This is a genomic window from Pseudomonas sp. MWU16-30323 (assembly GCF_020515595.1).
Classification (GTDB): Bacteria; Pseudomonadota; Gammaproteobacteria; order Pseudomonadales; family Pseudomonadaceae; genus Aquipseudomonas; species Aquipseudomonas yamanorum.
In genome coordinates this window covers 98,591-122,508 of sequence record NZ_JAIWYM010000001.1, presented here as the reverse complement: position 1 = coordinate 122,508, position 23,918 = coordinate 98,591, and the positions used below count along the sequence as shown (strand labels likewise).

The window sequence follows — 23,918 nt, the reverse complement described above, 5'->3', positions numbered from 1 at the left end:
GTCGAAAGGCTTTGTGCATGACTTTTTTGCGCCCTACCCTGCTGACGCTGGCTTGCCTGCTGGCCTCTCCAGGCTTCGCTGACGACCTGCCGTCACTTGGCGACGCCAGTTCTGCCATTGTCTCGCCAAAACAGGAATACGATTTGGGCCGGGCATGGCTGGCCTACCTGCGTGGCCAGGTCTCGCAACTCAACGACCCGCAGCTCAAGGACTACGTCGAAACCAGCGTGTACAAACTGGTGGAGACCAGCCAGGTCAATGACCGGCGTCTGGAATTCATTTTGATCAACAGCCCGCAGTTGAACGCCTTTGCCGCACCTGGCGGCATCGTCGGGGTCAACGGCGGCTTGTTCCTCAATGCCCAGACCGAAGGCGAATATGCCTCGGTACTGGCCCACGAATTGGCTCACTTGTCCCAACGCCACTTCGCCCGAGGCGTGGAAGCGCAGCAGCGCATGCAGATCCCGATGATGGCAGCGCTGCTCGGCGGCATCATCGCCGCCGCCGCGGGTGCAGGTGATGCGGGCATTGCCGCAATTGCCGGCAGCCAGGCCGCCGCCATCCAGGAGCAACGCCGCTTTTCCAGGCAAAACGAGCAAGAGGCTGATCGTATCGGCATTCTCAACCTGGAGAAGGCCGGCTACGACCCGCGTTCCATGCCGACCATGTTCGAGCGCTTGATGCGCCAGTACCGCTTTGACGCCAAGCCACCAGAATTCCTGCTGACTCACCCGGTTACCGAATCGCGGATCGCCGATACCCGCAACCGCGCGGAGCAAGCCAAGCCGGGCGGCATTGAAGACAGCCTGCGCTACCAGCTGATCCGCGCGCGCGTGCAGTTGTATTACGAAGACACTCCAGGCCTGGCAGCCAAGCGCTTCCAGGCTCAGCTGGATGAAAACCCGAAAAATGATGTGGCGCGCTATGGCTTGGCCATCGCCCAGATCAAAGGCGCGCAGTTCAACCTGGCCCGGGAAAACCTCAAGCCGCTGCTGGCCAAGGCACCCAACGACATCACCTACAACCTGGCGCAGATCGAGTTGGACATGACCAACAATCGCCTGCCGGACGCCCAGCAGCGCACGGACCGGATGTTGACGCAATATCCAGGCAACTACCCGCTGAACCAGGTGCGGGTGGACCTGCTGCTCAAGCAGAACCGTACCGCTGACGCGGAAAAAGCCCTGGAAGGCCTGCTTAAATCACGCACAGACGATCCGGATGTCTGGTACCAGGTCGCGGAAACCCGTGGCTTGTCGGGCAATATCATCGGCCTGCACCAGGCCCGCGCCGAGTACTTCGCCCTGGTGGGAGATTTCAAGCAGGCCATCCAGCAACTGGACTTCGCCAAGCGTCGCGCCGGCAGCAACTTCCCGCTCTCATCACGCATCGATGCACGCCAGCGTGAACTCATCGACCAGGAACGCATGATCAAAGACATGATGGGCTAAACCTTACAGCCACAAAAAAGCCCCGCTCTCGTCCATCGAGAGCAGGGCTTTTTATTGGACTAGCGGATTACTCGGCCAGCTTGAAGGTAATGAAGCTGGCACGCCCCTGACGCAGGACGCGCATCGACACCGAGCGGTTCTTCGGCAGCGCCTTGGCGATGTCGGTGAACTCTTTGGTGGAGTTGATGGCCTGGTTGTTCAGGTGGGTAATCACATCACCTGGTTGCAGGCCAATCAGGGAGGCAGGGCCGTCCTGGACTTCCTTGATCACTACACCGCTCTTGAGGTCGAAGCTCTTCTTCTGCTCGTCGGTCAACTCGACGACGGCAATGCCCAGGCGGTTGCTGCTGCGTTCGGCACCCGGCTTGCTGTTGCCCAACGCGTCAAGCGCCGCGCCTTCTTCCGGAATCGCGCCGACAGTCAGCTCAACGTTCTGGCGTTTGCCGTCGCGGATCACTTCCAGCTTGGCCTTGCTGCCGGCCTTGAGTGCGCCCACCAGGTGTGGCAAGTCCGCAGACATGACGATCGGCTGGCCGTTCATGCTCAGGATCACGTCACCCACTTGCAGGCCGCCTTTGGCTGCCGGGCCATCGTCCTGGATCTGAGCGACCAAGGCACCGGCTGGCTTGTCGAGACCGAAGGATTCAGCCAGGTCTTTGTTCACCTCCTGGATCACCACACCCAACCAGCCGCGGCTGACTTTGCCACCGGTTTTCAGCTGGTTGGAAACGTCCATGGCCACGTCGATCGGAATCGCGAACGACACGCCCATGAAACCACCGGAGCGGGTGTAGATCTGCGAGTTGATGCCGACCACTTCGCCCGCCAGGTTGAACAGCGGACCGCCGGAGTTGCCCGGGTTGATCGGCACGTCGGTCTGGATGAACGGCACGTAGTTTTCGTTCGGCAGGCTGCGACCGATGGCGCTGACGATGCCTTGGGTCACGGTGTGGTCAAAACCAAACGGCGAACCGATGGCGACGACCCATTGCCCGGCTTTCAGGTCCTGGGATTTGCCCAGCTTGAGCACCGGCAGGTCCTTGCCGTCGATTTTCAGCAGGGCCACGTCGGAACGTGGGTCTGTGCCTACCAGCTTGGCTTTCAACTCACTGCGGTCAGCCAGGCGCACCAGAATCTCGTCGGCATCGGCAATCACATGGTTATTAGTGAGGATGTAACCGTCAGGCGAGATGATGAAGCCCGAGCCGAGGGACTGGGCTTCGCGCTGGCCGCCACCACCACGAGGCGTGCGCGGCTGGGGCATGCCACGTTCGAAGAACTCCCGCAGCATCGGCGGCAGGCCTTCCAGGTCAGGCATCTGCTGGTTGGAGACTTTACGGTCCGGCAGCTTCTGCGTAGTACTGATGTTCACCACGGCAGGCGACGCCTGCTCCACCAGTTGGGTGAAATCAGGCAGCTCGGCCGCTTGCGCGGTAACGGCCTGACCCAGCACCAGCACCGTGGCGACTATGGATAGGTAAGACTTCAAACGTGGTATCGACATACAGCTCCCGTTACGACGAGCAGGGTTGAGCGACAGGGTTCAATAAACGCCGAAAAAACTGCGACCGACATTTTTGTTCCGCGAACAAAACAAGGCCAGGGCCGAGAAGCCCTGACCTATAAAAAACATAGGAGATTTTAGCAAGTGAAAAAAATGATCCAGACATTTCATGTCTCTCGGTAGAGGCAGGCATCGACTCTCTCCTGCGCAACATTGAAATATCAGGATGAACATAGGATTAACAACTCACGGCTTGGCGGGCATGGTGCCGCTGCGTAAAGACAGCGCAATTCGCTCGGCGGTGCCAATCGGGATTTCGCCGACGACGGTCACCATCACCTCGCCTTCCAGGGTATTCAGACGCCGCGATACGGCAACTGTCGGGCCCAACTGGGTGCGCGTCTCGGTCACGGTTGCGCCGTTAAGCGGCTCCAGGAACACCGAAAAACGCGCGAGGCCATCGTCATACATCAAGCTGCTGACAGTGACCTTGGTGTGGGAGTCTTTATGAGCGCTGGTGTTGACTAACTGAAAGCCTGGCGGCAACCAATCGAGGCGCCAATCCTGAGGGATCTCGACCTCCGGGGCCTTGGCGCTGGTCACAGCGACCGGCGTACATTCGCCGCTGGGCAGCAAATCACGATCATCAGGCACCGATGTATTGAGCCGGGTGAACTGGAATCGCTCCAGCAATTGGCCCTGATCATTAAGCAACAATGACTTCAGTGGCAACGCGGTTTCGCGATCCAGATGCAGCTCAAAACCATAGCGGTATTGATCGCGAGGGGTCACTGAGACGATCACCGCATTTCGACCGGCCACGCGCGATTTGCCGATGACGGCAAGGTCGTAGAACGCTTTGAGTTTTTGCGGATCAAGGGTGCGTGCTGTGGCGTTGGGGGAGGCCCCAAGCCCGGCAACCAGCGTGCCGCTCACGCATTGGGTTCGGCCATCCACGCGCAGGACTTCCTGGGCAGAACCATCGAGCTGCAGAAGCCGCTCACGGACCTGGCCATTCTGGACACGATGCCAGATGTCATGGGTAGAAAAACTACCGTTACGCTCGTAGATGAAAGTGCCTTGAAAGCTTTGTTGCTGCTCCGCCCGCCCAAGACGCGTCAGCCAGTCTTGGGCTTCGTCGGCATGGGCGGGGACTACAAACCAGCCACTGAGCAAAAGCGCAAGGAGCGGTATGGCGCGCATAAAGCTCCTTGGCGGACTAGCGGTTTTCCAGGCTTGCAGCACGAGCGTATGGCAGAGCGCTTTCAGTGCCTTTCAAGGCCGATTCCTGTGCGTGTTGGCGCAGGTAGCCAGGAAGACGCTGATCTTGCCAGCCGGATTGCCCTTGAAGTACACCGTTGGCCATAGGCCCGGTGGTATCGGAGCTTTCCTTGTAGCCGGCCAGTACGGCGGGACCCTTGACCTGCGGACCGGCCATGACCGGTTGCTGGGTCTGCTGGGCCAGCTCGGCACCGGCGATTTCGTCCTGGTTGTACAGGCGAACACCTGCCAGAACAGCGACGGTCACCGAAGCAGCGACTGCCAGACGGCCAAGGCTACGCCAAGGACCGCGAGCAGCTTTTGCCGGAACGGCTTCATCAGCCAACGCAGCAGAAACGGCCGCAGCAATATCCAGACGAGGGATTAGAAGATCCTTGTGCATCACCGCCCGAGCGACTTGGTAACGAGACCAGGTATCACGGGTTTCGGCGTCATCAAATGCATTAAGCACTCGACGAAGTTCCAGTTCATCCGCTTCGTTATCCATCACTGCGGACAGCGATTCCTGCAGGGCATCACGACTCATGGCGGTTCCTCTCTTGGCTGTCGCCGCTGTCTCAGTTTTCCTGCAACAACGGCTGCAGGGCTTTATCGATGGCTTCCCGAGCCCGGAAAATCCGGGAACGTACGGTACCCACCGGACATTGCATGACGCTCGCAATGTCTTCGTAACTCAGACCATCGAATTCACGTAAAGTTAACGCGGTACGCAAATCTTCTGGCAGTTGTTGAATAGTGCGATGGACGGTTCCTTCAATCTCGTCGCGCAGCAATGCACGCTCCGGCGACTCGAGATCTTTGAGGCCGTGATCACCATCATAAAATTCAGCATCTTCCGAACTAACATCACTATCTGGCGGGCGGCGACCGCGAGAAACCAGATAGTTCTTCGCCGTGTTAATGGCGATGCGGTAGAGCCACGTGTAAAACGCACTATCACCGCGAAAATTACCGAGTGCACGGTACGCCTTGATAAAGGCTTCCTGTGCAACGTCCTGCGCTTCATGGGTGTCGTGCACAAACCGCACGATCAACCCGAGAATTTTGTGCTGGTATTTCAGCACTAGCAGATCAAATGCCCGCTTGTCGCCACGTTGAACGCGCTCGACCAGCTGCTGATCCTCTTCCTGGGTTAGCATGAACACTCCTCGTAGTACTTGAAGGAGGCTTGCATAACTAATCGATCAGGCTTGCAAACATAGACTCGGGCTTTTCGCAAAAGTTCTCCCCCTCCAAGCAAGTTTCCGGTACGCACTGATTTGGCACACACGAAAAACGCAGCACGGGCTATGCCGGCTGCGCGAATAATCTGTCGCCAGTTTCCTGACGCACCTGACACAGGCGCCGATCAGCAAATCCAGCGTGTTCCCAGCTTTCGGGCATCCTGCTATTGAGTCGGGGCTTATGCAAAAAGTTCCCATCCCAATCGCTGTCAGTTTCATGAAAGCCGTGCAGTTCGTTGACCGTAGTCTCACAATGCCACGAATGCCCGGCTATTGTGCCGCTCCCCCCCTCTATATACTAGTGGGCCGTGTGACCCTTTGATTCGCCGATCCAGGCGTCCTGTTTGCGCCCCCTTCGGATCGCTTTTTGCGGAATCCTTCAAATGAGCCAACAGTTTCAACACGATGTCCTGGTGATTGGCAGCGGCGCTGCGGGCTTGAGCCTTGCACTGACCCTGCCGAGCCACCTGCGCATAGCCGTACTGAGCAAGGGCGACCTGGCCAATGGCTCGACATTCTGGGCCCAAGGCGGTGTCGCCGCAGTGCTGGATGACACCGACACCGTGCAATCCCACGTCGAAGACACCCTGAATGCCGGCGGTGGCCTGTGCAATGAAGAAGCCGTGCGCTTTACCGTCGAGCACAGCCGCGAAGCCATCCAATGGCTGATCGACCAGGGCGTGCCCTTCACCCGGGATGAACATTCCGGCACCGACGACGGCGGCTTCGAGTTCCACCTGACCCGCGAAGGCGGCCACAGCCATCGACGGATCATCCATGCCGCCGACGCCACCGGCGCCGCAATCTTCAAGACCCTGCTCGACCAAGCGCGGCAACGCCCCAACATCGAACTGCTGGAACAGCGGGTCGCCGTCGACCTGATCACCGAAAAGCGCCTGGGCCTGTCGGGCGAACGCTGCCTCGGCGCCTATGTACTCAACCGCGCCAGCGGCGAAGTCGACACCTACGGCGCCCGCTTCACGATTCTCGCCTCGGGCGGCGCGGCAAAGGTCTACCTCTATACCAGTAACCCAGACGGCGCCTGCGGTGATGGTATCGCCATGGCCTGGCGTTCCGGCTGCCGGGTGGCGAACCTGGAATTCAACCAGTTCCACCCCACCTGCCTGTATCACCCGCAAGCCAAGAGTTTCCTGATCACCGAAGCCCTGCGCGGCGAAGGCGCGCACCTGAAACTGCCCAACGGCGAACGCTTCATGCAACGCTTCGACCCACGAGCCGAGCTGGCTCCGCGAGACATCGTCGCCCGGGCCATCGACCATGAAATGAAGCGCCTGGGCATCGACTGCGTCTACCTGGACATCAGCCACAAGCCCGAAGCGTTCATCAAGACCCACTTCCCGACGGTGTACGAGCGCTGCCTGGCGTTCAACATCGACATCACCAAAGGCCCGATCCCGGTCGTCCCGGCGGCGCACTACACCTGCGGCGGCGTGATGGTCAACCAGCACGGGCGCACCGACGTGCCTGGCCTGTATGCCATCGGCGAAACCAGCTTCACCGGCCTGCACGGTGCCAACCGCATGGCCAGCAACTCACTGCTGGAATGTTTCGTGTACGCCCGCTCCGCCGCCGCCGATATCCTTGAACAACTGCCGCGCATTCCCGTGCCAGCCGCCCTGCCCCGCTGGGACGCCAGCCAGGTGACCGATTCGGATGAAGACGTGATCATCGCCCACAACTGGGACGAGTTGCGGCGCTTCATGTGGGACTACGTGGGGATCGTGCGCACCAACAAACGCCTGGCGCGGGCACAACACCGGGTTCGGCTGCTGCTGGATGAGATCGACGAGTTCTACAGCAACTATAAAGTCAGCCGCGACCTGATCGAGCTGCGCAACCTGGCCCAGGTGGCGGAACTGATGATCCGCTCGGCCATGGAACGCAAGGAGAGCCGGGGCCTGCATTACACCCTCGACTACCCGCAAATGCTGCCCGAGGCGCGCGACACTATTCTGGTGCCAACCACCTACGGCGGCTGAACTTCAAGCGCACCCGCAGGCGCCGATGCACATCGGTGGCCTGCGCATCCTGTGGCACACAGACCGAACGCACCCACCAGTCACCCTGCACCCGAAAGCGCAGCACCACGATCAACGGCAACGCCAGGCTGTCGGGGCGCAGTTGCACGCGGTGCCAGCCACGTGCGGCGCTCCACAGCTGCCAGCCATCCTCATCGCGACGCAGGCCGCGAATCGACGAACGGTGAGTGAGCAGGAGATGACGCGGCACCACCCAACCGGCATGGGCCAGGCACGACAAGGCGCCAAAGGCTGCAACCCACGGGGATACATCGAGAAACCACAACGCACCCAATGCGAACGCCTGGGCGAAAAGATAAACCGCCAGCAACTGCCCGGAGGCATGCCAGCGGCATTCGAACGTATTACTTAGGCTGGACACGATCCAGAATCATCCGAACCATGCGCTGCAGCTCCGGGTCTTCCGATTCGGCGCGTTCCATGAACCAGCCGAACATGTCCTGATCTTCGCATTCCAGCAGCTTGCGGTAGCAGTCGCGGTCGACGTCGTTGAGGTGCGGATAGACCTCCCTGACGAACGGTACCAGCAACACATCCAGCTCAAGCATGCCGCGGCGGCTGTGCCAGTAGAGGCGATTGAGTTCTACATCTTCGACCATGGAGCGCTCCTCAAATAGAGCGCAAGTATACAGGCCGAAGCTGCCCGGAACAGTCGGCTTTGGTCGGCCATACGGAAACTATCCATTTGCCGGGCGCCCCTCTATGATGCACTCATGACTTTTTAACCTGCGATGACCCATGGCTGACTCTGCTTTCTTCTGCCCCCTGTCCCACGAAGGCGTTCTCGCCGTCCGCGGTTCCGACGCTGCCAAGTTCCTCCAGGGACAACTGACCTGCAACCTCAACTACCTGAGTGACACCCAGGCCAGCCTGGGCGCGCGATGCACCCAAAAGGGGCGCATGCAGTCGAGCTTCCGCATTCTGCTGCAAGGCGATGGCGTGCTGCTGGCCATGGCCACCGAACTGCTGGAGCCGCAACTGGCAGACTTGAAAAAGTACGCCGTGTTCTCCAAATCCAAACTCACCGACGAAAGCTCCGCCTGGGTGCGCTTCGGTGTGTCGGATGCCGATCAGGTACTGGCCAGCCTCGGCCTCGAGCTACCCGCCGAAACCGACAGCGTGGTGCGCAGCGACGACTTGATCGCCATCCGCGTATCGCCAGGCCGCGCCGAACTCTGGGCCCCTGCCGCCCAGGCTGAAACGCTGCACAGCCAACTCGCCGCGCAATTGAACGAAGGTGAACTGAACCAGTGGCTGCTGGGCCAGATCCGTGCCGGCATCGGCCAGGTCATGCCTCAGACCCGCGAATTGTTCATCCCGCAAATGCTCAACCTGCAAGCCATCGGCGGCGTCAGCTTCAAGAAAGGCTGCTACACCGGCCAGGAAATCGTCGCGCGCATGCAGTACCTGGGCAAACTCAAGCGCCGCCTGTACCGCCTGAGCCTGGATGCCAGTGAACTGCCGGAGCCAGGCACCCCACTGTTTTCCCCGACTCACAACAGTGCCATCGGCGAGGTGGTCGTTGCCGCCCGTGCCGACCAAGGGATTGAACTTCTAGCGGTGCTGCAAGCCGAAGCAGCAGAGAGTGGCGATGTGCATGTAGGCACGTTGGAAGGCCCCGGTCTTCAGTTGCTCGACCTGCCCTACCAACTGGACCGTGATCGCGAGATCCAGCGCTGATCGTCGTACCTTTTTGCAACACCCTAGAGATCATGAATGAACATGCTGGCGGAAAAAGTCCAACAGGCGTTGGTTGTGGCCATCGATAACGATGACCTGGTTCTGCCAACGCTGCCGGAAGTGGCCCTGAAGATTCGTCAGGCCGCCGAAGACCCGGACATCAGTATCAGCCATCTAAGCAAAGTGATCGGCCGCGATACCGCCTTGTCGGCGCGGCTGATCAAAGTGGTCAACAGCCCGCTGTTGCGCGCGACCCAGGAAGTCACAGACCTGCACACCGCCATCACCCGGTTGGGCACCAACTACAGCAGTAACCTGTCGATCGGGCTGGTGATGGAACAGATCTTCCACGCCCGTTCCGACGTGGTCGAACAGAAGATGCGCGATGTGTGGCGACGCAGCCTGGAAGTGGCCGGCGTGAGCTACGTGCTCTGCCGCAACCACAGCCAGTTGAAGCCAGACCAGGCGGCCCTCGGCGGCTTGGTGCACCAGATTGGCGTGCTGCCGATCCTGACCTACGCCGAAGACCATTATGAACTGCTGGCTGACCCTGTCAGCCTCAACCACGTGATTGAAAGCATCCACCCGCTGCTGGGGGACAAACTGCTGCGACGTTGGGACTTCCCGGAAATGCTGGTGAACCTGCCCGGGCAATACCTCGACCTGGAGCGCGACTCCGAGCGCCTGGACTATATCGACCTGGTGCAGGTCGCCGTACTGTATTGCCACCGCAACACCGACCATCCGCTCGCCAGCGTGCCGCTATCGACGCTGCCTGCAATCAAGAAACTGCGCCTCGACCCGCACAGCGACGCCTTGCGCGCCGAGCTGGATGAAGCGCGGTCAATGTTTTACTGATCACCCCGCATTAAAACTGACCCGCACCTTCAACCCCGCCAACTCACCATCATGCAAGCTGATCTGCGCCAGATGTGCCCGGCAGATCTCACCGACAATCGCCAGCCCCAAGCCCGAACCCAAGCCCTGCTGACTGCGCCGATAGAACCGCTCGAATACCCGATCCCGCTCATCCAGCGGGATGCCCGGGCCGTCGTCTTCCACCTCAAGCACCGCCGGCGCCGTCACCCGCAGGATCACGTTGCCACCCGGCGGCGTGTGGGCCAAGGCGTTGTCCACCAGGTTGCTCAACAACTCGTTCAACAAGGTCGGCTCGCCTCGCAGCCACACTGGCTCATCGGCTTCCAGGGCCAGGGCCACGCCACGTGCATGGGCCAGCGGCGCCATGGCCATGCCCAATTCGCGAGCCAACTGGCTCAAGTCCAGCAACTGGGCCCCGCCTTCGGCAATCGCCCTGGCACCGTTTTCGATGCGAGCCAGCGACAGTAATTGATTGGCCAGGTGAGTCAGGCGATCAGTGCCCTGGGCGGCGGTTTCCAGGGTGGTGCGCCAGGTGGCCGGGTCTTCGGCCCGCAGGCCGAGCTCCAGGCGCGCCTTGAGCGCCGCCAGCGGTGTGCGCAGCTCATGGGCGGCGTCAGCAATAAACTGTGCCTGGCGCTCGAACTGCCCGCGCAGGCGTTCAGTGAAATGGTTGAGCGCCCGCACCAGCGGGCCCAGCTCATGCTGCACTTCCACCAGCGGCAATGGCCGAAGGTCATCGGGCTGGCGCTCTTCCACGGCCGTGCGCAAACGTTCCAATGGCCGCAGTGCTGCACTCACGGCAAACCACACCAACAGCAACGCGCCGACGGCCAACATCCCCAGGCGCAGCAAGGTATCGGCCATCAGACTGCGGGCCATGGCAACACGCGCCTCATCGGTTTCGGCCACGCGGATCTCTGCCATGCCGTTCATGTTCGGCTCGGAGACGGCCTTGAGCAGGCTGACCACTCGCACGTTCTGGCCCTGATACTTGGCGTTATAAAAGCGCGCCAGCGCCGGATAGTCATCGGTGCGCGGCGTGCCCGGCGGTGGGCCCGGCAGGTTCTCGTAGCCGGAAATCAACTTCTGGTGAATATCATTGACCTGGTAGTAAATCCGCCCGGCGCTGTCGTAGGCGAACGTATCCAGGGCCACGTACGGCACGTCGGCGCTCAAGGTCCCGTCGCGGTGGGACAGGCCGGCCGCAATGGTCCGCGCCGAGGCCAACAGCGTGCGGTCATAAGCCGTGTCCGCCGCCTCGCGCCCATTCCAGTAAGCGCTCAAGCCACTGGCGAGCATCAACACCACCAGCAACAGCGCCAGGTTCCACAGCAGGCGCCAGCGCAGGCTGCTGGGCTTATGCATCGCGGGCTTCCAGCAGATAGCCCAGGCCACGGAAGGTGACGATGGCCACCGGTTGGCCATCGAGTTTCTTGCGCAGGCGGTGCACGTAGATTTCGATGGCGTCGGGGCTGGCCTCTTCATCCAGGCCGAACACTTGGGAGGCCAGTTGCTCCTTGCTCATCACCCGGCCAGGACGCGCGATCAGCGCCTCAAGCACCGCCTGCTCGCGGGAGGTCAGGGTCAGCAGTTCGCCACTCAGGGTGAAACGCCGCGTATCCAGGTCATAAATCAGCACGCCACACGCCTGCTGCCGCTCACCGCCCAGCACGCTACGGCGCAGCAGGGCTTTGACTCGGGCTTCCAGCTCCGTCAGTTCGAACGGTTTGGCCAGGTAGTCATCCGCACCCAGGTTAAGGCCGTGCACGCGGTCTTTCACATCACTGCGTGCAGTCAACATCAGCACCGGCAGATTTTTCCCGCGGGCCCGCAACCGCGCCAACACCTCGAAACCGTCCATGCGCGGCAGGCCCACATCAAGGATCGCCACCGCGTATTCCTCGCTGCTCAAGGCCAGGTCCGCCGCCACCCCATCGTGCAACACGTCGACGGTCAAACCCGTGCTCTTGAGCGCCTGGGCGACACTTTCGGCTAGCTGCAAATGGTCTTCGACCAGAAGGACACGCATGGGTTTTTACCTCGTTCGGGGGTGGTCGACGCCACGCTTTGCCGGGGAGTTTACAGGCGCCACCTGTGCTGTGAAGCCCGAAAACATTGAAAGGCGGCTGAAAGGTTAGTGAAAGCTTCGCCCTTTAGCATCCAACCACGGTGGGTTTCGCCTGCCGAGCTATTTCACCCATAGCGCCCGAAAAACGCCTCGAAGCGTTTTCGCCAAAATAAGAACAATAAACGGAGTACACCCACGATGCTGCGCACACAGCCGCCTGCTCGTTCTTCTCGTTTCACCCAGACCGCCCTTGCCAGTGCTGCCGCCTTTGCCGGCTTTTCGCCCGTAGGCCAAGCCGCCTTTTTCGAGGACAGCACCGCCACCCTCGAAACCCGCAACATGTACTTCAATCGCGACTTCCGCGATGGCACCAGCGCACAACAATCCAAGCGCGACGAGTGGGCCCAGGGCTTCATGCTCAACCTGCAGTCGGGCTACACCGACGGCACCGTCGGCTTTGGCGTGGATGCCCTGGGCATGCTCGGGGTCAAGCTCGACTCCAGCCCCGACCGCACCGGCACCGGCCTGCTGCCCACCCACGATGACGGCCGCGCCGCCAACGAATATTCCAAACTCGGCCTGACCGGCAAAGTGAAGATCTCCGCCACCGAGCTGAAGATCGGCGCGCTGATCCCCGAGTTGCCGATCCTCAAGCCCAACGACGGGCGCATCCTGCCGCAGACGTTTGAAGGCGGCCTGTTGAGTTCCAAGGAGTTCAAGAACCTGGTGTTTACCGGCGGCCGCCTGAACAAGGCCAAAGACCGCGACGACACTCACTACGAAGACATCGGCCTCAATAACAAGAACAGCCGCTTCCTCAGCGGCGCCACCGGCAAGCATTTCGATTTCGGCGGCGTGGACTACAAGTTCGCCGACAAGATCACCGGCAGCTACCACTTTGCCCAACTCGACGACGTGTACCGCCAGCATTTCCTCGGCCTGGTGGCCTCACGGCCGATGGGCCCCGGCACCTTCGGCGCCGACCTGCGCCTGGCCGTCAGTGATGACACCGGGGCCGCCCGCGGCGGCAAGATCGACAACACCTCCCTCAACGGCCTTTTCAGCTATGCCCTCAATGGCCATAAGCTCAGCGCCGGCTATCAGCACATGTCGGGCGACAGCGCCTTTCCCTACGTGGACGGTAGCGATCCTTACCTTGTCAACTTCGTGCAGATCAACGACTTTGCCGGCGCCGAAGAACGCTCCTGGCAGGCACGCTACGACTACGACTTCGCCAAGCTGGGGATTCCCGGCCTGAGTTTCATGAGCCGTTACCTGTCGGGTGACAACATCAAGCTCAAGAACGGCGAGACCGGCAAGGAGTGGGAACGCAACAGCGAGATCAAGTACGTGGTGCAAAGCGGCACCTTCAAGGACGTGGCCGTGCGCCTGCGTAATGCCACTTACCGTTCCAACTACTCGGCCCGTGATGCGGATGAAGTGCGCCTGCTGGTGAGCTACAGCGTCGCACTCTGGTAACAGCCACCTCATAACAACAATGATGGAGATGAACATGACCCTTTCACTGCGTAAATTTGCCCTGACGGCCAGCTGCATGCTGTTCGCCAGCCAATTGCTGGCCGCCGAGCCCAAGCGCCCGGAATGCATCGCCCCGGCCTCCCCGGGCGGTGGTTTTGACCTGACCTGCAAACTGGCGCAGAGCGCGCTGGTCAACGAGAAGCTGCTGAGCAAGCCGATGCGCGTGACCTACATGCCCGGCGGCGTGGGTGCGGTGGCCTACAACGCCGTCGTGGCGCAGCGTCCGGCAGACGCTGGCACGCTGGTGGCGTGGTCCAGCGGCTCGCTGCTGAACCTGGCCCAGGGCAAGTTTGGCCGCTTCGATGAAAGCGCCGTGCGCTGGCTCGCGGCCGTTGGCACCAGCTACGGTGCTATCGCGGTGAAAAGCGATTCGCCCTATAAAAACCTCGACGACCTTGTTCAAGCGCTGAAGAAAGACCCGAGCAAAGTGGTGATCGGTTCCGGCGGCACTGTCGGCAGCCAGGACTGGATGCAAACCGCGCTGATCGCCAAGGCCGCTGGGATCAACCCGCGCGACCTGCGTTACGTGGCACTGGAAGGCGGCGGTGAAATCGTCACAGCGTTGATGGGCGGCCACATTCAGGTGGGCAGTACCGACATCTCCGACTCCATGCCGCACATCCAGAGCGGTGACATGCGCCTGCTGGCCGTGTTCTCCGAGGAGCGCCTGGACGAGCCGGAAATGAAGAATATCCCGACCGCCAAGGAGCAGGGCTACAACATCGTCTGGCCAGTCGTACGCGGCTTCTACCTTGGGCCAAAAGTCAGCGATGAAGACTACGCCTGGTGGAAAGCCGCCTTTGACAAACTGCTGGCTTCCGACGAATTCGCCAAGCTGCGCAACCAGCGTGAGCTGTTCCCGTTCGCCATGACCGGCCCGGAACTGGACACCTACGTGAAGAAGCAGGTGGCTGACTACAAAATACTCGCCAAAGAATTCGGCCTGATCCAGTAATCGCCCCCCTGTTCGTGCGGCCACGTCCCTGCACATCAGGGCCGTGGCCCAGGAGTTTTTCATGCTCTTACAACGCATTTTCGCTGCCGCGCTGCTGCTGGCCTGTGCTGGCCTGGCGCTGATGGCCTGGCCGTATCAGGCATCGTTTTCCTACGAGCCTGTCGGACCACGCGCCTACCCATTGCTGATGCTCGGACTGATGAGCCTGGCGCTGATCTACATGCTGTTTCGTCCACAACCCACCAAGCACACCGAAGACGAACCTGCACTGGACCGTCCGACGCTGATCAAGATCGGGGTTTGCGTGGTGCTGCTGCTGATATTCGCCGGCACCTTCGAATCCCTGGGTTTCATTCTCAGCAGCATGCTGATCGGTATTCCGATGGCCCGGCTGTATGGCGGCCGCTGGTTGCCTGGTGCGGTGATCATCACCTTGATGAGCGTCGGCCTTTATCTGTTGTTCGATAAAGCCATGGACGTACCGCTCCCCCTCGGCCTGCTCGACGTTCTGGAGAACTGATATGGATACGCTTGGCTATTTGGGCCAGGGCTTCGGCGTTGCGCTGACCCCTTACAACCTGGTGACCGCGCTGTGCGGCACCCTGATCGGCACCGTGGTCGGCCTGTTGCCAGGCTTGGGCCCGATCAACGGCGTCGCGTTGTTGATCCCGATTGCGTTCGCCTTGGGCCTGCCGCCCGAGTCGGCGCTGATCTTGTTGGCAGCCGTGTACCTGGGCTGCGAATACGGCGGCCGGATCAGTTCGATCCTGCTGAACATTCCGGGTGAAGCCTCCACCGTGATGACCACCCTGGACGGCTACCCGATGGCCCGCAAAGGACTGGCTGGCGTGGCATTGTCGCTGTCGGCCTGGAGCTCGTTCATTGGCGCGTTCATCGCCACCTGCGGCATGGTGATGTTCGCCCCGCTGCTGGCCAAATGGGCGATTGCTTTCGGGCCGGCGGAATATTTCGTACTGATGGTGTTTGCGATTGTCTGCCTGGGCGGCATGGCCGGTGACAAGCCGCTGAAGACCTTTGTCGCCGCCTTGATCGGCCTGTTCCTGTCCGCCGTCGGCATCGATGCCAACAGCGGTGTGTACCGCTTCACCGGCGACAACATTCACCTGACCGACGGCATCCAGTTCGTGGTGCTGGTACTGGGCCTGTTCTCCATCAGCGAGATTCTGTTGTTGCTGGAAAAAACCCACCACGGCCAGGAAGCCGTCAAGGCCACCGGCCGCATGATGTTCAACTTCAAGGAAGCCTCCTCGGTGTTCGTGGTGAACATTCGCTGCGGCGTGCTGGGGTTCATCATGGGCGTGTTGCCGGGTGCCGGTGCAACGCTGGCAAGCGCCGTGGCCTACATGACCGAGAAACGTATCGCCGGCGCCAGCGGCGAATTCGGCAAGGGTGACAAGCGCGGCCTGGCCGCCCCGGAAACCGCCATCGGCGCGGCCGCTTGCGGCGCACTGGTGCCAATGCTGACCCTGGGCGTCCCGGGTTCCGGCACCACCGCCGTGATGATCGGCGCCCTGTCGCTGTACAACATCACACCGGGCCCGCTGCTGTTCCAACAGCAACCGGACATTGTCTGGGGCCTGATCGCGTCGCTGTTTATCGCCAACATCATGCTGGTGATCCTCAACATCCCGATGATCCGTATCTTCACGCGCATCCTCGCCGTGCCGAACTGGGCGCTGGTGCCGGTAATTGCCATCATCACCGCGATTGGTGTGTATGCGGTTCACGCCACTACCTTTGACCTGTTCCTGATGATCGGCATCGGTATCTTCGGCTATATCCTGCGCAAGCTGGACTTCCCGCTGTCGCCGGTTCTGCTGGGCTTTATCCTCGGCGGCTTGATGGAGCAGAACCTGCGCCGGGCCCTGTCGATTTCCAACGGTGCAGTAGAGATCCTGTGGTCGAGCCCGATCACCTTTGGTGTCTGGGTACTGACTGCCATTATGTTGCTGATGCCGATCCTGCGTATCTGGCGCAAGCGTTCCCTGCAGCGTCGCGCCCTGGCCGATGTCTGAAGTCAGCTTTAAACAGTGGTGGGCAACACCGCTGGTCGGCCTGCTGGGCGGGTACCTCGCCAGCCAGGTCGGCTGGCCTCTGCCGTATATGGTCGGCTCGTTGCTGGCGATCATCCTCGTGCGCTGCCTCACACCCTGGCAGTTGGCAGAAATCCCCGGCGGCCGCAAATGCGGCCAATGGGTGGTGGGCATCGGCATTGGCCTGCACTTCACCCCGGTGGTGATGGAACAGGTGATGAGCCACTTCGGCCTGATCTTCTTTGGCGCGCTGGTCACCAGCCTCTCCAGCATTGTGGGCGTGTGGTTGATGCGCCGTAGCGGTGAAGACCGTGCCACGGCGTTTTTCTCCAGCATGCCGGGCGGATCGGGGGAGATGGTCAACCTTGGTGCCCGCAATGGCGCGGTGCTCAGCCGCGTCGCGGCGGGCCAGAGTTTGCGGGTATTGGTGGTGGTGCTCTGTGTGCCGGCGGCGTTCAAGTATTTGCTGGGGGAAGGTGCTCCGCAGTTGCATCCGGCGACGGTCGATTGGGCCTGGCTGGCGGTGCTGTTCCCTATCGGCGCGTTAGTAGCCTGGGGTTGGCAGCGCTTGCGTCAGCCGAATCCCTGGCTGTTCGGGCCGCTGCTGGTCAGCGCCATCGTCAGTATTACCTGGGACCTGCACATCGGCCTGCCCGACGGTGGCAGCCAGATCGGCCAGTGGCTGATCGGCAGCGGCCTGGGTTGCCACTTCAACCGGCAATTCTTCCGGCGCGCGCCGTTGTTCATGGGGCGTACGTTGATCGGTACGGCGTTGACCATGTTGATCGCGACACTGGCGGCTGTGGGCTTGAGTGCGCTCACTCAACTGGATCTGCGTTCGCTGACACTGGGCATGATGCCAGGCGGAATTGCGGAAATGAGCCTGACGGCGGAAACCCTGCAACTGTCGGTGCCGTTGGTGACGGCGATGCAGGTGATGCGTTTGTTGTTTGTGTTGTTTCTGGCGGAGCCGTTGTTCAGGCACTGGAACCGACAGCCCTGACCAGCCATCCGTCGGAACTGTCAATATTCACAGCTGGGCAAGTGGAAGGGCTGGAGGCTCAATCGTCCCAGCCCTGCCCTTTAGAGTCGGGCCTTCAGACTGACCTTCAGAGGGTAAGGTTTATGACCGGAAAATCTCCCCAGCCCCCCTTTCAAGCGACTGGAACACTGGACGGCGATGAGGAACCCAAAGGCATTATCAGCCTCATCAACGTTGCAGACACACCCAGCCGTATAGTGGTCAGCGCGGATGGGGCACGCCTCTACATCTCGAGTACGCGTGAATCTGTCATGGTCATTGATACTGCCAGCGATGCCGTCATCCACACCCTTGAAGGTCACGGCACCCCGCTGTGGATGGCCCTGCACCCCACGCAACCACAGATCTATATCAGCTACGGAAACCGCCCGGGCAACCCCGTGGTCGAGGTGATCAGCACCGTTACGTTTGACGTGATCGAGACGATCACGGGTTTTTTCCTCATCAATGGCATTGCGTTGAATTCGAGCGGATCGCGGCTGTATGTCCCCGACAAAACTGGCGAGCTGGATGTGATCACCACCGCCTCCCCTCAACAACGCGCCAAACTGAGATTTACCGTTGGCCCCGACATTGTCGCCGTCGCGCCCGGCAATGCCCGAGCCCACCTGGCCAACGAGCGGGCAGACTGGTTCGTCGTCCATCTCGGAACCCATCAATTGGTCACCAGCATCAATACGGGATTGGTAGCCACCCCATCAACTATCGCCCACGCAATCCACGCAGCTCGCATTTACATCCTCTATCCAAACGCGGGCTTGATTTATATAGGAGACACAACCACCTATCGCCAGAGCGAAATTCTCTCCCGCCTGCAACACCCCTGGGATATCGCGTTTAACAGCATGCGAGAATTCGCCTACGTCACCGAAACCGAAGGTGACCGGGTCAGCATCATCAACACCGGCAGCCAAAGCATCTCCGGTACATTCGAGGGGTTCAACAGGCCCAGGGGCATTGCGGCGACACGAGACGGCCGCACGGCCTATGTTGCCAACAGCGGCGACAACACCGTGGCCAGGGTCCGAATTTGAGCCACCGCGACACAAGACTCAGACCGACGGCAACACCCAATTGATCGGCGTCTCGCCATTCTGCTCAAGAAATTTGTTGGTGCGGCTGAAATGCCCGCAGCCAATAAACCCTCTATAGGCCGACAACGGCGACGGATGCACCGACGTCAGCACCAGGTGCTTGGTGGCGTCGATCAGCTTCTGCTTGCCCTGCGCATGGGCGCCCCACAGCAAGAACACCAGGTGCGGCTGATGCTCGCTCACCACTTCAATAATCCGATCGGTAAAGAACTGCCAGCCCTTGCCCGCATGGGCGTTGGCATTCGCGCGCTCCACGGTCATGGTGGTGTTGATCATCAGCACGCCCTGGTCGGCCCAGCTTTGCAGGTAGCCGTGGTTGGGAATGTCGATGTTCAGGTCGCGCTTGAGTTCTTTGTAGATATTGACCAGCGACGGCGGGGCCGGCACGCCCGGCTGCACCGAGAAGCACAGACCGTGGGCCTGGCCCGGGCCGTGATACGGGTCCTGGCCGAGGATCACCACCTTGACCTTGTCCAGGGGCGTTGAGTTGAGTGCGTTGAAGATCATCGGGCCGGGCGGGTAAATCTCCTTGCCGGCCGCGTGCTCCTGGCGCAGGAATTCCCGCAACTGGGCCATGTACGGCTGGTCGAACTCGTCACGCAGGGCGTGTTTCCAGCTGGGTTCGAGTTTGATACGGTCGTCGGTGGTCATGGTTGTATCCAGAAAAAACAATGGTGCGAACCCTAGGAAAGCCCACCCTGCTTGTCAATTGATCTGACGCAGAACCGGCACTTTCCCGTGAAGCGATCATACTGAACCTTCACTTTCTCGATTGAGGTCATGATGAACCTGCACTTCGAAGAGCTGATTGGCACCGGCGGCGCCCGCATTGGCATCGCCAGCCTGGACGCGGAAAAATCCCTCAACGCCCTGTCCTTGCCGATGATCCTGGCCCTGAGCGAACGCCTGGACGCCTGGGCCAAAGACCCGCAAATCGTCTGTGTACTGCTGCGCGGCAATGGCCCCAAGGCCTTTTGCGCCGGTGGTGAGGTGCGCAGCCTGGCCCAGGCCTGCCGTGAGCATCCCGGCGAAGTCCCGGCCCTGGCCGCGCAATTTTTCGCCGCTGAATACCGTCTCGACTACCGCCTGCACACCTATCCAAAACCGTTGATCTGCTGGGGCCACGGCTATGTGCTGGGCGGCGGCATGGGTTTGCTGCAAAGCGCCGCCGTGCGCATCGTCACCCCGAGCAGCCGCCTGGCCATGCCGGAAATCAGCATCGGCCTGTACCCGGACGTAGGCGCCAGTTGGTTCCTGTCTCGCCTGCCCGGCAAGTTGGGGTTGTTCCTGGGCCTGACCGGCGCCCACATGAATGGCCGCGACGCCCTGGACCTGGGCCTGGCCGACCGCTTCCTGCTGGATGAACAACAAGACGAGCTGCTCGAAGGCCTGCTGCAACTGAACTGGCAGGAACAGACCGACATGCAACTCAACAGCCTGCTCAAGGCCCTGGCCCAGGAAGCCACCGGTCAGTTGCCCGAAGCCCAATGGCTGCCGCGCCGTTCGCAGATCGACGAGTGGTTGGATGTAGGCGATGTGCGCTGTGCGTGGCGCGCCTTGAGCCTGTTGCGCGACCACACCGACCCGCTGTTCAGCCGCGCCGGCAAGACCCTCAGCGAAGGCTGCCCACTGACCGCGCACCTGGTATGGGAGCAGATCCAGCGGGCGCGGCACCTGTCCCTGGCCCAAGTGTTCCAGATGGAATACACCTTGAGCCTGAACTGCTGCCGTCACCCGGAATTCAGCGAAGGGGTGCGGGCGCGGTTGATCGACAAGGACCAACGGCCCCACTGGCATTGGCCGGATATCCATTTGATCCCCGAGGCCGTGGTGCAGGCGCACTTCCACAAGGTGTGGGAAGGGCGGCATCCGCTGGCGGACTTGTCGGACTATTGAGCGCCCGTCAGCGCTTTGCCGCCTCGAACGTGAAGGCACAATTATCGGGTTGACGGTCTTCGCACTGGAATGTGGGTTGCCCGAAAACATCAGTCCCCGGTTGCCAGTGCGTGGTCTCTGCCAGCGACATCGTGCCCCCGCCCCGGGCCGGGCCAAATCTCAAGGCAACCGTGTTACCGCGGACGGTTTTATAGATACACTTTTCCAGGTAGCCACGCTTGCGCTCACCCGACACCTGCGGGATAAAAATCGCCCCCACAAAGGTTTCCACGAGGTCCTGGCCGCTCATTGCCTGGCTTATCCAGAGGGACTCTTTATCAGCTCCCTGAAAGTGGTCATCAACGTAGCGCACGGTACTCGGGTAAGGGCAGCCTTGCGCCGCCGCCAATGCGCTGAAGCCTGAGAGAACAAAAAAGAATAAGTAAACTGGGCTGACTCGCATGGTATGGGCTCCGTCAGGCGATGCAGGAAACGACACGCCAAATAGCGTCCGCTCCCAATTAACTACTGTCGTAGCCCCATAGAATAGCTGTCAAATATGACAGTACCGACCAGCGGTCAGCAAAAACGGCGCCTAAGCGCCGTTTTTTCAATTAGTACGATCAGCGATGCCCGCCACGACCTCCCCCCTGGCCGCCTCGGCCGTCCTGACCACGCCCGCCGCCATTGCCCCAATGACCGTTGCCCCAACCCTGGTTGGGGTAAGGCCGGTAACCGGCTCGCGGCCCTGCAGGGTAATAGCGAGGCGCCGGCTGGTAATAACGCGGCGACGGGTAGTAACGCTGCGGTGGTGGGTAGTAACCCTGGCGGTAATGATAATAAGGACCGCCGCCGTAGTAGTACGCCGGCGCGGGCGCCGTGTAGACCTCGGAACCGTAGTAGGCCCCGCCACCACCGTAATAGGGCGCACACGCAGACAGGGTCAAACCGAGCAAAGCGATGAGAAGCAGTCGACGATACATGGCGGCCTCCTGGACCGCGGAAGAGCACACCCAGCGACGCTGGGGGGCGGCAAACAGCTTTCACTGCCTGACGAAATATCTGACATCAAAAAGCGAATCTGGTGCGATTTGGTAACAGCTTGATACATGTCAACACCCCCTTACTTTGCCTCAATGACAGCCCTGCCATGAAAACCAGCTCCCAGGATGGATTTTTAATCGGCATTGAAACTTCAACAATTCGAATGATGTCATTATGATGCCACGCAACAGCACGGACGCTCTAGTGCGGTCATCCTATCGTCATCAATCCGGATCTCAGCCATGAAACTCTCAACCAAACTGCTGCTTTCGTTCGTACTGTGCGCCTTCATCACGCTGGCAGTCGGGACATTGGGTATCAACGGTGTCAGCCGGCTGGCAACCGCCCTTGATTCAGCTTTCTCCAACAACCTGGTATCCGTCAGTAATACCAACGCTACCCTCAACGGCCTTGTTGCCCACAACCGGGGGCTGTATCGATTGCTGGATGCCAGCCGTGGTGATATTTCCTCACAAGACCGTGATCGTGTTCGCCAAGACATCGCCAATGAGTTGAAACGCAGCCAAACGGCTTACGCGACTTACCGCGCAACGCCCCTGGAGGATGATGAGCGCGCGGCGGGAGATACCCTGGACCAGGTTTGGGCGAAGTACGTCACCAGCTCCGAACAAATTATTTCACTGATTGACGCCGGCCACGCCGATCAAGCGCGCACGCTGCTCAACAGCAGCAACAACGAACTCTTCAGGCAATCCCGCGAGCTGCTCAAAATCATCGTCGATTCCAACAATCGCCAAATCAAGGAAGGTTCGGCAGAGGCCGACGCTTTACGTAGCAGTGCCTTGCAATGGATGATCGGCGGTATCGTCCTGGCATTTATTGTCGCGATCACCATTGGCCTATTGATTACCCGCCTCATCACCCACCCCCTCGCACAGGCGGTGCAAAGCGCACAACGTGTAGCACAAGGCAACCTGACGCAGGCCATCATCACTGATCGCAAGGATGAAGCCGGGCAGTTGCTGATGGCGTTATCCGACATGCAGGGGGGCTTGAAAAGCACCTTGCTGGAAATTTCCAACGCCTCTGACCAACTGGCCTCCGCAGCGGAAGAACTGAGCGCGGTGACCGACGAAAGTACTCGCGGCCTGACCCGCCAGAATGACGAAATCCAGCAAGCCGCCACCGCCGTAAACCAGATGACCGCAGCGGTGGACGAGGTAGCGCGTAATGCGGTGTCGACGTCCGAGGCCTCTCGCCAGGCGAATGCTGAAGCGGATGATGGCCGCCTGCAAGTGGACCAGGCCGTGTCCGGGATGAGTTCGATGGTCAGTGAGATCAATGATTCCACCCAGGCCGTGGTTGATCTGGCCGTGCAGGTTCGGGAAATTGCCAAGGTGGTGGATGTGATTCGTGGCATTGCCGATCAAACCAATCTGCTGGCCCTCAATGCGGCTATTGAAGCGGCGCGTGCCGGCGAGCAAGGCCGAGGCTTTGCCGTCGTGGCGGATGAAGTCCGGGCGTTGGCCCATCGCACGCAATCTTCCACCGTCGACATCGAAAACATGATCGGTACCGTGCAGCTAGGGGCCGATGGCGCCGTTGCGGCCATGAACAAGAGCCTTACCTTGGCCAACAACACCCAGACGATGGCGCAGAATGCGGGCGGAGCCTTGCAGCGCATCACCCACAGCGTGGCGAAGATCAACGAACGCAACCTGGTGATTGCCTCGGCATCCGAAGAGCAAGCCCAGGTTGCGCGGGAAGTGGATCGCAACCTGCTCAATATCCAGGACCTGTCGACGCAGACCGCTGCCGGCGCCCACCAGACCAACGCCTCGAGTCAGGAGCTGTCGCGATTGGCCACATCGTTCAATACCCTGGTGGCCAAGTTCCAGCTGTAGAAAAACCGCATTATCCATCGGGCCCGGGGGTTCGCTTCATTGCAGTGCAACCACGCACCAGCGCAATGCATGAACCCCCGGCGCCACGCCTCCATGCCTGTCGGCAGGCCTGTAAATCCGCGCCATTCCTCACTTGGCACGACTCTCGCTTTACCTCTCCCGTGCAAGAGTCATCACAGGTTCGCGGCACCACAATTTGCAATGGCTGACTAGGGTTCCGGCTCGCTAAGGCGAGTGGCTGGTCCGAGAGTTGGCGACCTCCAGTTGAGGTTACACGGCGGGATAAAAGCCCGGGAGACAAGCC

23 protein-coding genes and 1 riboswitch are annotated in these 23,918 nt (G+C 60.6%); of the genes, 12 read left to right on the top strand and 11 right to left on the bottom strand.

Annotated elements, in window-relative coordinates; all coding sequences use genetic code 11:
- The first annotated feature begins 17 nt into the window (after nucleotides 1–17).
- Nucleotides 18–1,451 (top strand): M48 family metalloprotease, encoded by a 1,434-nt coding sequence (locus LIY45_RS00575; RefSeq protein WP_017479253.1) that lies wholly within the window; start codon nucleotides 18–20, stop codon nucleotides 1,449–1,451.
- Nucleotides 1,452–1,518: 67 nt separating this feature from the next.
- Here the strand turns inward: LIY45_RS00575 and LIY45_RS00570 are convergent, their stop codons facing one another.
- The 4 genes from LIY45_RS00570 to rpoE form a co-directional block, all read right to left on the bottom strand.
- Nucleotides 1,519–2,955: a DegQ family serine endoprotease gene (locus LIY45_RS00570; protein ID WP_026078208.1), complete on the bottom strand. Its 1,437-nt coding sequence runs from the start codon at nucleotides 2,953–2,955 to the stop codon at nucleotides 1,519–1,521.
- Between the two features lie 246 nt (nucleotides 2,956–3,201).
- Nucleotides 3,202–4,158: a MucB/RseB C-terminal domain-containing protein gene (locus LIY45_RS00565; protein ID WP_226475254.1), complete on the bottom strand. Its 957-nt coding sequence runs from the start codon at nucleotides 4,156–4,158 to the stop codon at nucleotides 3,202–3,204.
- Nucleotides 4,159–4,174: 16 nt separating this feature from the next.
- Nucleotides 4,175–4,762 (bottom strand): RseA family anti-sigma factor, encoded by a 588-nt coding sequence (locus LIY45_RS00560; protein ID WP_003172479.1) that lies wholly within the window; start codon nucleotides 4,760–4,762, stop codon nucleotides 4,175–4,177.
- A 31-nt stretch (nucleotides 4,763–4,793) separates the two neighbouring features.
- Nucleotides 4,794–5,375: an RNA polymerase sigma factor RpoE gene (gene rpoE / locus LIY45_RS00555; protein WP_003172477.1), complete on the bottom strand. Its 582-nt coding sequence runs from the start codon at nucleotides 5,373–5,375 to the stop codon at nucleotides 4,794–4,796.
- A 467-nt stretch (nucleotides 5,376–5,842) separates the two neighbouring features.
- On the opposite strand from rpoE, the gene nadB reads away from it, so the two are divergent.
- Nucleotides 5,843–7,459 carry an L-aspartate oxidase gene (nadB, locus tag LIY45_RS00550; RefSeq protein ID WP_226474983.1) on the top strand — a complete coding sequence of 539 codons (1,617 nt, stop codon included), beginning with the start codon at nucleotides 5,843–5,845 and terminating at the stop codon, nucleotides 7,457–7,459.
- Here the strand turns inward: nadB and LIY45_RS00545 are convergent.
- Together LIY45_RS00545 and LIY45_RS00540 are read right to left on the bottom strand one after the other, a co-directional pair.
- On the bottom strand, nucleotides 7,428–7,880 hold the full coding sequence (locus tag LIY45_RS00545) for a hypothetical protein (RefSeq protein ID WP_226474982.1): 453 nt from the start codon (nucleotides 7,878–7,880) through the stop codon (nucleotides 7,428–7,430). The genes nadB and LIY45_RS00545 overlap by 32 nt on opposite strands.
- Nucleotides 7,864–8,118 carry a succinate dehydrogenase assembly factor 2 gene (locus tag LIY45_RS00540; protein ID WP_003212000.1) on the bottom strand — a complete coding sequence of 85 codons (255 nt, stop codon included), beginning with the start codon at nucleotides 8,116–8,118 and terminating at the stop codon, nucleotides 7,864–7,866. The genes LIY45_RS00545 and LIY45_RS00540 overlap by 17 nt, the downstream gene beginning before the upstream one ends.
- A 139-nt stretch (nucleotides 8,119–8,257) precedes the next feature.
- Here LIY45_RS00540 and LIY45_RS00535 point away from each other — a divergent pair, with 139 nt between their 5' ends.
- Both LIY45_RS00535 and LIY45_RS00530 read left to right on the top strand, forming a co-directional pair.
- Nucleotides 8,258–9,199, top strand: coding sequence for a folate-binding protein YgfZ (locus tag LIY45_RS00535; RefSeq protein WP_226474981.1), 942 nt, complete (start codon nucleotides 8,258–8,260; stop codon nucleotides 9,197–9,199).
- A gap of 36 nt (nucleotides 9,200–9,235) precedes the next feature.
- On the top strand, nucleotides 9,236–10,057 hold the full coding sequence (locus LIY45_RS00530; protein ID WP_017479259.1) for an HDOD domain-containing protein: 822 nt from the start codon (nucleotides 9,236–9,238) through the stop codon (nucleotides 10,055–10,057).
- Here LIY45_RS00530 and LIY45_RS00525 read toward each other — a convergent pair whose 3' ends face one another.
- Both LIY45_RS00525 and LIY45_RS00520 read right to left on the bottom strand, forming a co-directional pair.
- The gene (locus LIY45_RS00525) at nucleotides 10,058–11,443 is read right to left on the bottom strand and encodes a sensor histidine kinase (RefSeq protein WP_226474980.1); all 1,386 of its coding nucleotides are present in this window, start codon (nucleotides 11,441–11,443) and stop codon (nucleotides 10,058–10,060) included.
- The gene (locus LIY45_RS00520; RefSeq protein WP_226474979.1) at nucleotides 11,436–12,107 is read right to left on the bottom strand and encodes a response regulator; all 672 of its coding nucleotides are present in this window, start codon (nucleotides 12,105–12,107) and stop codon (nucleotides 11,436–11,438) included. The genes LIY45_RS00525 and LIY45_RS00520 overlap by 8 nt, the downstream gene beginning before the upstream one ends.
- A 237-nt stretch (nucleotides 12,108–12,344) precedes the next feature.
- On the opposite strand from LIY45_RS00520, the gene LIY45_RS00515 reads away from it, so the two are divergent.
- The 6 genes from LIY45_RS00515 (at nucleotide 12,345) to LIY45_RS00490 (ending at nucleotide 18,770) form a co-directional block, all read left to right on the top strand.
- Entirely contained in the window at nucleotides 12,345–13,625 is a 1,281-nt protein-coding gene (locus LIY45_RS00515) for an OprD family porin (protein ID WP_226474978.1), read from the top strand.
- Between the two features lie 28 nt (nucleotides 13,626–13,653).
- Entirely contained in the window at nucleotides 13,654–14,640 is a 987-nt protein-coding gene (locus tag LIY45_RS00510) for a tripartite tricarboxylate transporter substrate binding protein (RefSeq protein ID WP_226474977.1), read from the top strand.
- A gap of 61 nt (nucleotides 14,641–14,701) precedes the next feature.
- Nucleotides 14,702–15,160, top strand: coding sequence for a tripartite tricarboxylate transporter TctB family protein (locus tag LIY45_RS00505; protein WP_226474976.1), 459 nt, complete (start codon nucleotides 14,702–14,704; stop codon nucleotides 15,158–15,160).
- Nucleotide 15,161: 1 nt separating this feature from the next.
- A complete protein-coding gene (locus LIY45_RS00500) occupies nucleotides 15,162–16,676 on the top strand; it encodes a tripartite tricarboxylate transporter permease (RefSeq protein WP_017479264.1) in 1,515 nt (504 codons plus the stop codon).
- On the top strand, nucleotides 16,669–17,697 hold the full coding sequence (locus tag LIY45_RS00495) for an AbrB family transcriptional regulator (protein ID WP_226474975.1): 1,029 nt from the start codon (nucleotides 16,669–16,671) through the stop codon (nucleotides 17,695–17,697). The genes LIY45_RS00500 and LIY45_RS00495 overlap by 8 nt, the downstream gene beginning before the upstream one ends.
- A 122-nt stretch (nucleotides 17,698–17,819) precedes the next feature.
- A complete protein-coding gene (locus LIY45_RS00490; RefSeq protein WP_226474974.1) occupies nucleotides 17,820–18,770 on the top strand; it encodes a hypothetical protein in 951 nt (316 codons plus the stop codon).
- Nucleotides 18,771–18,788: 18 nt separating this feature from the next.
- On the opposite strand, the gene ung is transcribed toward LIY45_RS00490, so the two are convergent.
- On the bottom strand, nucleotides 18,789–19,481 hold the full coding sequence (ung, locus tag LIY45_RS00485) for a uracil-DNA glycosylase (RefSeq protein ID WP_226474973.1): 693 nt from the start codon (nucleotides 19,479–19,481) through the stop codon (nucleotides 18,789–18,791).
- A gap of 132 nt (nucleotides 19,482–19,613) precedes the next feature.
- On the opposite strand from ung, the gene LIY45_RS00480 reads away from it, so the two are divergent.
- Complete coding sequence (locus LIY45_RS00480; RefSeq protein ID WP_226474972.1) at nucleotides 19,614–20,726, top strand: enoyl-CoA hydratase/isomerase family protein; 1,113 nt, start codon at nucleotides 19,614–19,616, stop codon at nucleotides 20,724–20,726.
- A 7-nt stretch (nucleotides 20,727–20,733) separates the two neighbouring features.
- Here LIY45_RS00480 and LIY45_RS00475 read toward each other — a convergent pair whose 3' ends face one another.
- Both LIY45_RS00475 and LIY45_RS00470 read right to left on the bottom strand, forming a co-directional pair.
- Nucleotides 20,734–21,168, bottom strand: coding sequence for a DUF3757 domain-containing protein (locus LIY45_RS00475; RefSeq protein WP_226474971.1), 435 nt, complete (start codon nucleotides 21,166–21,168; stop codon nucleotides 20,734–20,736).
- Between the two features lie 160 nt (nucleotides 21,169–21,328).
- On the bottom strand, nucleotides 21,329–21,688 hold the full coding sequence (locus tag LIY45_RS00470; protein WP_226474970.1) for a hypothetical protein: 360 nt from the start codon (nucleotides 21,686–21,688) through the stop codon (nucleotides 21,329–21,331).
- A gap of 303 nt (nucleotides 21,689–21,991) precedes the next feature.
- Here LIY45_RS00470 and LIY45_RS00465 point away from each other — a divergent pair, with 303 nt between their 5' ends.
- A complete protein-coding gene (locus LIY45_RS00465; protein WP_226474969.1) occupies nucleotides 21,992–23,614 on the top strand; it encodes a methyl-accepting chemotaxis protein in 1,623 nt (540 codons plus the stop codon).
- 198 nt (nucleotides 23,615–23,812) lie between these two features.
- Nucleotides 23,813–23,913, top strand: a riboswitch (guanidine-I (ykkC/yxkD leader).
- Nucleotides 23,914–23,918: the final 5 nt, after the last annotated feature.